At 43.1% G+C, this 13,577-nt stretch carries 11 protein-coding genes; all 11 read left to right on the forward strand.

The features are described from left to right. Window positions 1–172 precede the first annotated feature (172 nt). The 11 genes from NYE23_RS05810 to NYE23_RS05860 all read left to right on the forward strand — a co-directional run bounded on the left by NYE23_RS05810 (window position 173) and on the right by NYE23_RS05860 (window position 13,553). On the forward strand, window positions 173–2,206 hold the full coding sequence (locus NYE23_RS05810) for a helix-turn-helix domain-containing protein (RefSeq protein WP_341076150.1): 2,034 nt from the start codon (window positions 173–175) through the stop codon (window positions 2,204–2,206). A gap of 308 nt (window positions 2,207–2,514) precedes the next feature. Then, on the forward strand, window positions 2,515–4,695 hold the full coding sequence (locus NYE23_RS05815) for an acetate--CoA ligase family protein (RefSeq protein ID WP_341076151.1): 2,181 nt from the start codon (window positions 2,515–2,517) through the stop codon (window positions 4,693–4,695). A gap of 1 nt (window position 4,696) precedes the next feature. Beyond that, window positions 4,697–5,137 carry a MaoC family dehydratase N-terminal domain-containing protein gene (locus NYE23_RS05820; protein ID WP_341076153.1) on the forward strand — a complete coding sequence of 147 codons (441 nt, stop codon included), beginning with the start codon at window positions 4,697–4,699 and terminating at the stop codon, window positions 5,135–5,137. 100 nt (window positions 5,138–5,237) lie between these two features. Further along, window positions 5,238–5,654, forward strand: a complete 417-nt coding sequence (locus NYE23_RS05825) for a MaoC/PaaZ C-terminal domain-containing protein (protein WP_341076154.1) — start codon at window positions 5,238–5,240, stop codon at window positions 5,652–5,654. Window positions 5,655–5,665: 11 nt separating this feature from the next. Beyond that, window positions 5,666–6,838 carry a thiolase C-terminal domain-containing protein gene (locus tag NYE23_RS05830; protein WP_341076155.1) on the forward strand — a complete coding sequence of 391 codons (1,173 nt, stop codon included), beginning with the start codon at window positions 5,666–5,668 and terminating at the stop codon, window positions 6,836–6,838. Window positions 6,839–6,848: 10 nt separating this feature from the next. Continuing rightward, window positions 6,849–7,268: a Zn-ribbon domain-containing OB-fold protein gene (locus tag NYE23_RS05835; protein WP_341076157.1), complete on the forward strand. Its 420-nt coding sequence runs from the start codon at window positions 6,849–6,851 to the stop codon at window positions 7,266–7,268. Window positions 7,269–7,298: 30 nt separating this feature from the next. Next, a complete protein-coding gene (locus tag NYE23_RS05840; protein ID WP_341076159.1) occupies window positions 7,299–8,495 on the forward strand; it encodes an acyl-CoA dehydrogenase family protein in 1,197 nt (398 codons plus the stop codon). Between the two features lie 21 nt (window positions 8,496–8,516). Continuing rightward, window positions 8,517–9,650: an acyl-CoA dehydrogenase family protein gene (locus NYE23_RS05845; RefSeq protein ID WP_341076160.1), complete on the forward strand. Its 1,134-nt coding sequence runs from the start codon at window positions 8,517–8,519 to the stop codon at window positions 9,648–9,650. A gap of 58 nt (window positions 9,651–9,708) precedes the next feature. Beyond that, window positions 9,709–11,181, forward strand: a complete 1,473-nt coding sequence (locus NYE23_RS05850) for an aldehyde dehydrogenase family protein (RefSeq protein WP_341076163.1) — start codon at window positions 9,709–9,711, stop codon at window positions 11,179–11,181. A 124-nt stretch (window positions 11,182–11,305) separates the two neighbouring features. After that, the gene (locus NYE23_RS05855; RefSeq protein WP_341076164.1) at window positions 11,306–12,718 is read left to right on the forward strand and encodes an MFS transporter; all 1,413 of its coding nucleotides are present in this window, start codon (window positions 11,306–11,308) and stop codon (window positions 12,716–12,718) included. 61 nt (window positions 12,719–12,779) lie between these two features. Further along, window positions 12,780–13,553, forward strand: a complete 774-nt coding sequence (locus NYE23_RS05860; RefSeq protein WP_341076166.1) for an electron transfer flavoprotein subunit beta/FixA family protein — start codon at window positions 12,780–12,782, stop codon at window positions 13,551–13,553. Window positions 13,554–13,577: the final 24 nt, after the last annotated feature.

Raw genomic sequence — 13,577 nt, forward strand, 5'->3', positions numbered from 1 at the left:
AAATAATTATCGGAAAATATAGAAAATAAAAAAATCTTATGTTAAACTTTTTACTAGTCAGTTTTGTCTGGATCTTGAAATGTGTTAAAAGTTAGTGGTACTCAGATCTCCAAATAAAAAAATAAATCCTTCATAGCAAAATTAGCCAATGCGATTTTCCAGGAGGTAAAAGATGGTTAAAGCGAATTTGTCCTCTCAAAATCATATTAACAAAAATCACAGCATCCGGATTGCTGAAAAGATTGATAATTTCTTAATATTATGTGTTTATGAACAGTCACAAAAAAATGATCTGAAAAGCAGGGGGAGCATTAATGGAACAGATGGTCGTATCTCAGCCTTGCCAACCTATACGGATATAGATGGCTCAAGCACCTTTATTATTTGGGAAAAAGTGTATCAGGAAAATGCTCATGTATTTAATAGTTTGAGGCTGGTGGCCAGAAATCGGCTAATCAGACAAATTGCCGATAATATCGTTACATTTCTATTAATCAGAAACCAGAAATTCTCTCCAGCTTTTACTTCCATATTGAATGATCAAAGGCTGAAAAATCAAGCTGTTCAATATATAGAGGATATATTAAAGCGGGAGACCTTTTTAATGAAAGATGAGGTTTGGGAAGACTTTTGCGAATGGTTTCAGGTTCATTTAACTGAATGGATCGTCGAAGAGATGACAGACACTCTTGGATTCGAGAAGTTAGATTCACTGGAAAAGCAAGAGCTCAATGAGCTTTTTTTTCAGTATATATCCAAAAATTTATCGGATAATTATGATTTTCTGACCAAATTTACCAGTATCGTAAACAACTATACTATTAATTGGGTCGATAAAATTTCTGAAACCTTAAACATTGAGAATTATTCAATTGATCAGATTGAAACACTTCTCTCATTGAATGAGCATACACCTTTATTGGACATTCCTTCAAGAAACATTCTTACTTATCATCTAACTGTAAACGACAGTATTTTTGTCATGAATAATGCACCTTACCAATCTGTACGAGAAGCTCTTTTTAAGAAAAGTTTTGCGGCAGATGGCAGCTATTTGTGGCCAACTGCTCATGTATCAAAAGGGAATGTCCAAGGGATTATTCAAATAAAGCCATTCAAAAATGATCATTATTCATTTTCCAAACATCATTCTATAGTAAAGGAAACCCATCAGGATGCTGAAGCTTTATCTGACTTAGATGCTGATATTTTTGATGCTCTTTGCACTATCTTTTTATCAAAAGCTAAGCATTTTGAAGAAATAGTTGAGATTGAAATAGATGAGCTGCTTTCCATCCGGGGACTGCTGCCAAAACTTGGAGGTGAGGGACGGCGCGGGGGATATGAAGAGAAACAGCGGCGCCAAATTTTGAAATCGCTTTCAATTATTCAGAAGCTGTGGATTGCATTGGACAAGACCATTGTTTATGAAAAAGGGAAGCCTGCCGAGACAAAACTGAATGGCCGTGCCTTTTTGTTTGTGGATTCCAGCGGGAAGGAATGTTTCTTAACCGAAGGGGCAAAGGATAAAAAGATTCGGTATAAAGTGGACCAGGTTTTTTCCAGGTACCTTTTTGGTTCGGGCAGACAGGTAGCTCTGCTGCCCTTGAAGGTATTGCAGTATGATCCGTACAGAAAGACTTGGGAAAAGAGATTAGGGAGATACCTTAGCTGGCGCTGGCGGATTCAGGCACGAAAAGGCGACTATTTGCAGCCGAATAAAGTCTCAACTCTCCTTGAAGCCATCGGGGCAGAATTAAATGAAAGAACTCCTTCAAGAACACGGGACCGACTTGAAAAAGCGCTTGATACCCTTCATGAGGATGGATTGATTGAATCCTGGCACTACGAAAAGTGGGAGGAGCCCATTGCCGATTTGAAAGGCTGGGCACGAGTCTGGGAGAACTCCATGATTATTATCAAGCCCCCTGAATTCATTACTGAGCAATATCGTACAATTAGAAAAACAAATGAAGCATCAAACTTTAAACAGGTACACAAGAGAAAGGCCGGCATGGATGAAAACCCGGAGATAGCTGGCGAAAAATTAAGGGAAATAAGGGAGAAATTCAATTTATCTTTAACCCATGCAGCTGAAGAACTGGAGATTTCAATCTCCTATTTAAGCAATATTGAAAGAGGAATCAAAATACCTTCGAATAAAATTCGGAGAAGACTCGTCAATTGGCTCCAAAAATTTGATTAAAAAGACCTTGAGCATTGTTCCAGCATGCTCAAGGTCTTTTTTTGTTATTTTAACTTACTATGTTTAAAGCTTATCTTCTACCTTAGTCGTGGCAGTCCTGTGCCAATGTCGTGGCTATCTGGTACATATTTTTTCTCAAAAAAAAATCAACCATTGATATTGTAAGGATTATCGTATTATTTTCTTTTTTTTACTCTCTAACAATTGAATTATCTATGTATTTTTACTTTTTTGAATTTTATTAACGATCAGATATCATATCCACATAAAGAATGATTATTCACGAAAAAGAAATTTGGGGTGAAACAATGTTGAATGAAAGCGTTTCCGATTTAAGTCTTGACCCATTATTCTATCCTCGCTCTGTAGCAGTATTAGGTGCTTCTCAAAATCCGAACAAGCTTGGTTACATACAGGTAAAAGCTTTGCTCGAAGGACATTTTGAAGGAAAGGTCATTCCAATCAACCCGAAGTCAACAGAAATTCTGGGGCTTGCATGTTATCCTTCGTTATCTGAAGTTCCTGAACCTGTTGATTTAGCCATCTTTTGTGTTGGTTCCAACCAAGTCCAGCAAAGCATGGAGGAATGTGCCAGAAAGAAAGTGAAGGCAGCGATCGTTTTCGCTTCAGGCTTTTCCGAAATTGGAGAGGAAGGGGCAAGACAGCAGCAAACGATTGCGGAAATTGCCAAGCAGAATGGAATTCGATTAATCGGGCCGAACTGCGTAGGCTTAGTCAATACAATTAATGGGCTCGTTGGCACATTTTCCCCAGCTGTTATGAGTCATCCGCTTAATGAACAGCGTGCAGTTGGTTATGTTTCCCAGAGCGGAGCATTTGGTGTTCTCACATATATGGCAGCAGCACAGCATGGTTTAACTTTCAATTACTTTGTCAGCGTTGGCAATGAAATGGACACGGAATTTTCAGATGTTGTGGAATACATGATTCACGATTCAAAGACAAAGGTGATTAGCGGCTATCTAGAGGGCGCAAAAGATACCGCAAAGCTCCGGAGATTAGCAAAAGAGGCACTGAACAAAAACAAGCCGATTATTGTGATGAAGGCAGGTAGGAGCTCGGCTGGAAGCAGGGCAGCTGCATCACATACCGGATCTCTTGCGGGTTCAGATCAAATTTATGATGCATTTTTTAAGCAAACAGGCATTATCAGGGCAAATGATTATGAGGATATCATATCCTTCTCCAAGCTATTTTTATCAGGCAAGCTTCCAACTGGACGGAATACAGTCATCATTTCCAGTTCAGGAGGCAGGGGAATTAATGAAGCAGACCGCTGCGAAGCCAATGGATTAAATATTCTGCCGCTTAGTGAAAAGACAAGGACAAAAATTAAACAAGGTATTCCGCCCTATGCAAGTGCAGTCAATCCAATTGACTTAACAGCTGCAGCGTCTGTATCCAATCCCGAGCTATTTCTCGCACCGCTGCAGGCACTCGTTGAAGATTCTGAAGTTGATAATATAATCTTTACTGAATTCCCGCTGTCCTGGGAAGAGGATAGCCCGCTCTTACAGGAATTTATCGCAACATGCAAAAACTCTGATAAATTCGTGCTTGTCACCACCTTTCCGCTTGAAGGCATGTCTATTCCGAAAGGGACAGCAGCAATGGAAAGGAACGGAATCCCTGTTATACCAGGCAGTTTAGATCCAATCTGCTCCCTGGCAAAATTAGTGGATTACAGTGAGAAATACCGTAAAAACCAACTAGCTTCTGCAATGGAAAAACTCGGTAATACCCGGGCGAATGAAGAAAGGTTGCCAAGTCTATTAAAGCCTGGTGAAACACTGAGTGAATTTGAAGCCAGCGAAGTGCTGGAGGCTTATGGCATTCCTACAGCTAAAAAAGCGCTGGCAGTCACTGCGGAGGAAGCGGTGCTTCATGCGAATCAAATTGGCTATCCAGTCGTTATGAAAATTGATTCTAAAGATATCCCTCATAAGACAGAAGCGAATGGGATCAGGCTTCAAATACAAAATGATCAGGAAGTCCTGCAGGCATACACAGATATTCTTCAATCGGCTAAAAACTATAATCCGGATGCCATGATAAGCGGAATTTCTGTTCATGAAATGCTGCCTAAAGGAACTGAAGTCATTGTTGGCGTAACAAAAGATCCTGCTTTTGGACCTGTCATTATGTTTGGATTAGGCGGAATCTTTGTAGAAACATTCAAAGACATCTCCTTCCGGGCTGCTCCGCTGTCAAGGCAGGATGCAGCAGAAATGATTGAGGAAATAAAAGCAAATGCAATCCTTAAAGGAGCGAGAGGGAAGGCGGCTGCGGACATTGATGCCATTATAGATGTTTTATTAAAAGTATCTGAATTGATTCAAGATTCGGATGGTCTCATAGAAGAGCTGGATATTAACCCGATGATCGTTTATGAAAATGGAATTAAAGCTGCTGACGCATTAATTGTTGCTAGTGAACAAAAGTTTGAAGAAATTGAGACTGGGGGGTGAGATGGTGGAACTGGATAGCAGCATTATTGGATTGACAGGACCTGTGTTTACATTTGAAGTGGAAAAAAGGCATATCCGCCAATTTGCCAAGGCAATCGGAGATGAAAATCCACTCTATATGGACGAGGTGTACGCGAAAGGGACACCTTACAAGGGAATTATTGCGCCACTTACCTTTCCCATAGCAATTGGAGCTGAAGGGGAAGGAATTGATTTGAAACTGGATCAAAAAAGGATGCTGCATGGGGAACAGGAGTTTCTTTACTCCCGCCCCATTAGACCAGGCGACAGTCTAGTATGTCAAATGAAAGTAGCCGATTTATATGAACGGGAAGGAAAAAGCGGGAAAATGCAGTTTTTGGTGCTGGATACAGAGATCAAAGATGAAAACGGCGATATGGTTGTGATTAGCCGGATGAATATCGTCTACCGTCAGAATTAATACATTTGCAGACAGATAGAAGACAAGTGAGAAGTCTCAAGGAAGGACCTGCCGGGAAGATGGGTTCAACTCAAGAAAGAATACGGAAGGAGGACATGAGTTGCTGAAATATGAAGATTTGCATGAAGGAAAGACCTTGGAGCCATTAGTAAAGCCCCCTGTGACAAAGGTTCAGTTAGTCAAGTATGCAGGAGCCTCGGGAGACTTTAATCCGCTGCACACTGATGACTCTTTTGCCCAGAGCATTGGGCTTCCCGGGGTCATTGCGCACGGTATGCTCGTAATGGGATTTCTGGGGGAATATGTCAATCATTTGGCCGGGGCATCTGCAGAAACAGCAGATTTCAAGATGAGGTTCGGTTCTATGACAAGACCTGGAGATGAAATTACGTGTTCTGCTATTGTTCACAGTGTTTATGAAGAAAATGGAAGCCGTTTCGCGAAACTGGATCTTAAAGCTGAGAAAGCACCCGAAAAGATTGTTGGATCCGGTTTTGCAGTGCTGAAGTTTTTTTAATATGAAAAGGGGTGTTAATTTTGCAAAATATTAAAGACCGCTACGCCATTGTCGGTGTTGGGGAAAGCGAACGATCGAAAAATTCTGGTACGACACCTTTGCATTTGGCATTAGATGCTGCCAGAGCGGCTATTGAGGATTCTGGCTTAGGCGTAAAAGAGATTGATGGATTCATGAGCTATAGCGAGAATGATTCCTGCACATCGCATCAGCTGGCTACGTATTTAGGGGTTCGGCCAAAGTATGTGAAAGATATTATGGGTGGGGGAAGCAGCACTGAAATGCTGATTGCCGATGCTATCGGGTTAATTGAAACAGGTCAGGTGAATACGGTCCTGATATACCGTGCCATGAATGGGCGGTCCGGTGTCAGAATGGGAGGAGGCGGCTGGGATGTAAATATGCTGCAGTCAGCAATTGATGGCGGCAGCTTTATTATTCCTTACGGAGCAGGCAGCCCCTCGCAATGGTTCGGCCTGTTTGCAACCCGCCATATGCATGAAACAGGACTTACCCAGGAACATCTGGGGCATGTGTGTGTAAGCTTTTATGAACATGCCCAGCGAAATCCAAACGCCTATTTTTATGGAAAGCCGTTAACAATGGAGGAATATAAAAACACCCCATATTTAAGTTATCCATTTAATAAACATGATTTCTGCATGGAATCAGATGAAGCAAATGCCATTATTGTAACATCGGCAGAAAGAGCCAGAAATTTAAAATCAGTGCCTGCTTACATAATGGGAATTGAGGCAAGGCAATGTGTGTCACATTCACATTATTGGACAGATTTATCGGAAGTTGCTGCCGATTATGTTGCTCCTGAATTATATAAGAAGGCCGGAATAAAGCCCGAGGATCTTGATGTTGCATCAATTTATGACTGCTACAGCTGGGTTGTTCTTCGCCAGCTTGAGGCATACGGCATAGCGCCAAGAGGAGAAGTGGGAGACTTTGTCGCTGAAGGGAATCTTCAAATGGGGGGAAAGCTGCCGAGCAATACAGCTGGCGGAATGCTCTCAGAGGGCTATACACATGGAATGAATAATGTGCTCGAAATTGTCCGCCAAATCCGCCATGAATATAAAGGGACCAATCGTCAGGTGGAAAATTGCGAAATCGGCATATGCACCGGCTGGGCTGGACCTGATATGGCCGGTGCGATGATTCTTAGAAACTAGGAGGGAAACAATGGGATACCCAAAACCGATACCATTAAAAAATCAGGATAACCACCCCTACTGGGATGGAGCCGACCGTCATGAGCTATTGATTCAAAAATGTGAAACCTGCAATCAGTATTCTCATCCTCCAGGGCCAGCTTGCGCTAAATGCGGAAGCAGTGAGCTCAGCTGGGAGAACCTTGGAAGGGACATTAAAGGAAAAGTTTACTCCTTTGTCATTTCAAACCGTCCCTTCTTACCGGGATTTCAGGATGACCTGCCGCTTGTCATTGCCATTGTCGAGCTTGAAAAAACGCCGTCTGTTAAGTTAATCGGAAACATTCTGGAATGTAAACCAGAGGATGTCAAAATTGGAATGGATGTAACTATGACATGGCAGGAATTAACAGAGGACCGTGCTATGCCGCAGTGGCTCCCAGCATCATAACACTTTATTTTCTGAAAGGGGGAATAACTCGTGGATTTTTCGTTTACTGAAAAGGAAGAAGCATTTAGAACGGAACTGCGGACTTGGCTGGAGAATAACTTGCCTGACGGCTGGCTGGAAGGTAATAGAGAATTGCCGGAAGAGTTAAATGAATACTCCATTTTTCTAAGAAATTGGCAGCGAAAGCTGTATGAAGGAGGCTGGGCAGCCATTGCCTGGCCGGAAAAATATGGCGGGAGAGACGCCACGCTGATCGAAGAGATCATATATCAGCAGGAAATGGTCCGTCTAAAAGCTCCTCCACTTGTGAATTATGTGGGCATTCACATGGTAGCTCCTACTTTAATGCAAATTGGGACTGAGGACCAAAAAGAAGCCTATATTCAAAAAATCCTGACAGGCGAAGAAGTATGGTGCCAAGGCTACTCTGAGCCTAACGCAGGCTCAGATTTAACCGCCATTCAGACCGCAGCTGTTAAGGATGGGGACAAGTGGATTATTAACGGACAAAAGGTTTGGACCAGCTTTGGGCACCTGGCAGATCGCTGTTTTCTGCTGGCCCGTACAAGCCGCGGAGAGAAAAAGCATAAAGGGATTACCGTTTTCCTTTTAGATATGAAGCAGCCGGGGGTAGAAACGCGTCCAATCATTCAAATGGATGGCAAGCATGACTTTAATGAAGTGTATTTAACTGATGCGGTTGCGTATGATTCGGACATTGTCGGTGAGCTGGATGAAGGCTGGAGAGTCATGATTGCATTACTGATGCATGAAAGAACAGGGATAGGTGCGCAGGTATTCACGCTTGAGCAGCAGTTTCAAGATCTGGCAGCCATGGCAAAAGAACTGCACGAGGATGGAAGCCCGCTGATAAAAAATCCTTTCGTCCGCAAAACGATGGTGGATTTGTATACGAAATCAAAGGGTTCTCTATTAAATTATTATCGAAATCTGACCAAAACATTAAAAAGCGGCCAGCCGGGTGCTGAAGGATCGATGGACAAATTAATGGTCAGTGAATTAACTCAAGAACTATTTTCCCAATCTGTTTCCATCCAGGGCCATCAAGGTATGCTTTGGAAGGAAGATGCTGTTGCCGGGAAATCCTACTGGCAGGAAAACTATCTTTATTCATTTGGAATGACCATTGGAGGCGGAACAAGCGAGGTTCAGAGAAACACTATTGCCGAACGGATTCTTGGTCTGCCGAAAGATATAGGACGCTAGTGAAAATGGAGGTGGATAAACATGGACTTTTCGTTAAATGAGGAACAGGAAATGTTCGGAGGCTATGTTAAAAAATATTTTGAGGATAAAGGGAAAACAAAGGCAGCCAGAGAGTTTATAAAAGGAAACAACGAACAATATCTATCCATTTTTTCGGGTTTGGCTGAGCTCGGCTGCACAGGGATCAATATCCCTGAGAATTACGGAGGGATGGGATTAGGGGCGCTCGATTTAGTTCCCGTATTAGAGGAATGGGGCCGTAATGTCATGCCAGGCCTCTATCTGGAAACAAATGCATTTGCGGTTCCAATCTTGGAGAAATTCGGTACAGAGGCACAAAAGGAAAAATACCTTACTGCAATTGCAGAAGGAACTCAAACCTTCTCCATCGCCTGGCTGGAGCCGGGTGGGAGCTATAATCCATGCGATATTAAAATGACGGGAAGGATTGAAGGAGATTTCATTACATTAAACGGCATCAAATCTTTGGTGCCGGATGCAGAACTTGCAACGAGTTTCATTGTGATTGTCCGGACAGCCGAAGAAAAGGGAGAAGAAGGGATTTCAATCGTCATCCTGGATCAGTCAGAGAAGATAGAACTTAGAAGACAAAGAAACATTGATGAAACCAGACTTTTGGCTGAATTGACCTTGAAGGATCTGAAGATTTCTAAAGACCAGATAATTGGACCTGTTCACAAGGGCTATGAGGTTCTGGAGGAAGGTTTGCTGGCTGCCAATGCAGCCTTAGCCTCCATCATGGTTGGCGGAATGACATCTATTGTCGAAATGGCGGCTGAATATGCCAAGATCCGGATACAATTTGGCCAGCCAATCGGACGTTTCCAGGCAATTAAGCATCGTATTGCCGATATGAAAATGAATCTGGAAACAGCCAGATCCCTTGCTTATTATGCGAATTGGGCATTTGAGACTGCTTCAGAAGACCGCGTCCAGGCAATCACTACTGCCCGTATCTTTGCCTCTGACGCCTATAACAAGGCCGCAGCCGATAATGTGCAAATTCATGGTGGAATTGGTTTCACGGAAGAAATGGACTGCCACCTCTATGTAAAACGTGCCCGCTTCTATGAAAATTATCTGGGAAGCACCCAGTCTTACTATGAAAAAGCTGCAGCCGCACTTGGATGGTAATGATCCCATTACACACTGATTCCAAATGAAATAACTGCAAAAAAAAGGGGGAATACATTTGCAAACGGCCAGTGAAATAAAAGAGTTTCATAATTTAATAAATGGCAGTCTTGTTCCTTCATCCTGCGGAGGGAAGATGGAGAGTATTGATCCTTCAAATGGGAAGGTTTGGGCAAGAATTCCCTGCAGTACAGCGGAAGATGCTGAGGATGCAGTCAGAGCAGCCAGGCAAGCTTTTGGCGGATGGTCTGAATTGACTGCGATGGAGAGGTCTTCTTATTTAAGGAAAATCGGAGACCTGATTTCAGAGCATGCAGAAGAACTGGCAAGGCTCGAAACAATGGATAATGGATGGGTCATCCGCGAAACAAGCTATGGACTTATTCCCTCTTTAACCAGCCTTTGGCATGATGCAGCAGGTGCAGCATCTGCTGCCAGCCGCGGGGAGACTGTTCAGCTGGGACCTAAAAGCATAGGGTATACGCTGCGTGAGCCATTAGGCGTTGTTGTCGGCATTATTCCGTGGAACGCACCGCTTTTCACATTCACGATCAAAGCCGCATATGCACTTGCTGCAGGCAATTCCGTCATTATTAAGCCATCAGAGCATGCGTCAGCAGCCTCACTAAGATTTGGAGAAATACTTAATCAAATCCTGCCGCCAGGCGTGTTGAATGTAATTGCCGGTGATGGTGAGATAGGGACTGTCTTAGTAAGCCATCGGGATGTGAACAGAGTCAGTTTAACTGGTTCAGGCAACACGGCAAAAGCGATTGTCCGTTCAACAGCAATGGCTCCCAAGCCCTTAACCTTCGAGCTTGGCGGGAAATCGCCGAACATCGTTTTTTCGGACGCCGATCTTGAAAAAGCGGCGGCAGGTGTAACGCTAAACGGAATTTTTACAGGTAATGCCGGTCAACTCTGTGTAGGGGGTTCAAGAATACTGATTCAAAAGCCTGTATTTGAGGAAATGGTACTTTTAATGAAAAAAGCTATGAAAGAGCATATAAAGATTGGCGACCCATTGAATCCTGAAGCTACCATGGGACCGATTGCAAATGAGGTGCAATTTAATCGAATCTGCAGCTACCTTGAAATAGGGAAAGAGGAAGGCGGCGAGATCATTGCGGGCGGGCGCTATGGAGGAAAACAAGTTCTCCCTGATCTTCCTATGCTCCATGAAGGCTATTGGATTGAACCAACGCTGATTCGTGTAAACAGCAACTCACTCCAGATTTGCCAGGAAGAAATTTTTGGTCCGGTGGCAGTTGTTATGCCGTTTGACACGGAGGAAGAAGCCCTGCGGCTTGCAAATGATACAAATTATGGACTCGGTGCAGGAGTATGGACATCTAATTTGGATTGCGCCCATCGAATGGCAAGAAAGCTGGAAAGCGGAACTGTCTGGGTGAACACCTACCGTCGCGTTGGTCCGGAGCTGCCATTTGGAGGAGTGAAGGAAAGCGGTTTTGGCACTGATTCCATCCTGGAAAATACACGCGAAAAAACATGCATAATCGAAGCAGGATAATGAGTGAAGGGGGCAGCTTGAGGGTTGTCCCGTTTTTACCTATTGACGAGGCAGCCTTTGCATCTGCCTTAAGGGTGGCAACTCAGCATGAATTATGGGCTTTTAAAAATAGGGAGGGAAATATATGGGAGAAAGATCAATCAATAAATCCTTTCATTTTTTATGTTTGGGCATTTTGCTGGTTGTTTTTGCTGAAGCCACACATATACCAGCGTATCCAAAGATGCTGGAAAACTTTGATTTAACAGCAGGGTATGCGGTGTATATGCAATTGGGTTTTGCCTTGGGGCTTACTGGGTTCCAGCCGCTGATGGGATGGTTATCCGATTCTTTTGGCCAAAAGATTGTCATTCTTACAGGTGCAGGGCTAATGGCGATTGGCTCAATCCTGATTGCAGCTGCACCTGCATTTTGGGTCTTGGTCGCTGGCCTATTTTTGAAAGGTTTTTCTGGTGCTGCGGTCATTCCTGCAGGGGTAACTTTTGTCGGAAGATATTTTTCCGGTGAAAAACGCGGGAAAACGATGGGCGTGTATGGATTTTATACGGTTGTGGGCGGGATTGCCGGCCCTATCTTGAGTGGAATCTTTGTTGATAAATTTGGGTGGTCTTCAATCTTTTTCCTATGTGCATCTTTCGGGGTCATTTCTTTTCTGCTGTTCTCCTTTGGAGTGCCAAATATAAAAGGAGAAAAATCTGCTTCACTTGATTTCTTAGGGGTATTATTTGTGTTCTTAGTGCTCGGAGGATTTTTGACGGTTCCAACATTTATAAATAACTACGGAATCGATTCCTGGATGTGGGTTCCTGCACTAGCGATCTCAATCCTTTCGTTTATTTTCCTGCTTGGCGTTGAAAAAAGACAGAAAAAGCCTCTCTTGGATATCGAATATGCCAAAACGCGGAATTTCTGGGTACCTTCTGTCATCGCAGTCATCATGTATATGTCATTCAGCAGTGTTATGTATGTTCTAACCTTTTTTGTTCAAAGTGTACAGGGCAAATCTTCAACAATTGTCGGGCTGCTCCAGTTTCCGCTGTTTTTGACCATGGCAGTTGCCAATATCATTAGCGGAAGACTTATGGGAAGATTCTCTGCACGCAGATTAATAGGTACGAGTATCACGATGCTGGTAATCGGAGTAGGTATGCTGATAATGGCCAAAATTGACACATCCTTTAGTTACTTATTTATTTCTATGAGTTTTATCGGTACGGCTATCGGAACGGTTGGTCCAGTAGTAAAATCAGTCATCGTTTCAAAAGCCCATCCATCCCGGATGGGAGTTGTTTCATTTACGTATATAACATTAGAGAACGTTGCATCCCGTGTAGGTGCTTCCTTTGCTCTTGTAACATTCGCTTTGTTTGCGGCCAGCGGCAATGCTGTAGGGGCGCTTTCTTCAACAGCACTTTTGCTTACAGTATTTACGGCTATTTCTTACTTGTTTTTAGTATTGGTTCCAAATAACCAAGATGATAGAGAAAGTGCAGATTTGCCTAGTCAGAACGCGCCGGCAGAAACAACTAATCTTTGAGTAAAGGAACAATCAATATCTTAATTTTTAAAATATTTTTAAGGCTTTCAGGAGGGGTTTTATGAATATTTATGTCATTCTCAAGAGAACTTTTGACACGGAAGAAAAAATTAATCTTTCAAACGGTAAAATCATAGAAGATGGTGCAGAATTTATCATTAATCCATATGACGAATATGCAGTGGAAGAAGCCATTCTAATCCGTGACAAACATGGCGGTGAAGTAACGGCAGTCTCGGTTGGATGTGAAGAGACCGAAAAACAGCTGCGGACTGCATTGGCAATGGGGGCAGATAAGGCAGTGTTAATTAACATCGGCGATGATATCCAGGATGGTGATCAATATACAACCTCAAAAGTGATTTCAGAGTATCTAAAAGACAAGGATGCTGACTTAATATTAGCTGGAAATGTGACAATTGATGGTGGTTCAGGACAAGTGGGGCCGCGTGTGGCACAGGATTTAGGCATTCCTTCTATTACTGCCATTACCACACTGGAGATTGATGGGAAACTGGCAAGGCTGATCAGGGATGTCGAAGGAGACTCTGAAACAATAGAAGCTGAATTGCCACTGCTGGCAACTGCTCAGCAAGGTTTAAATGAACCGAGGTATCCTTCTTTGCCGGGTATTATGAAAGCAAAGAAAAAGCCTTTGGAAGAGCTGGAGCTAGATGATTTGGGTTTAGAAGGCGAGGATGTGGAGCCCAAAACGAAAACAATTGAAATTTATTTGCCGCCCAAAAAAGATGCAGGCCGGGTGTTAAGCGGTGAAATGAAGGAACAGGTGAATGAGCTAATTCATTTGCTGCGTGTTGAGAAAAAAGTCATTTAATGGAATAAGAGCATATTGAGGACA

Source organism: Cytobacillus sp. FSL H8-0458, assembly GCF_038002165.1.
Classification (GTDB): domain Bacteria; phylum Bacillota; class Bacilli; order Bacillales; family Cytobacillaceae; genus Cytobacillus.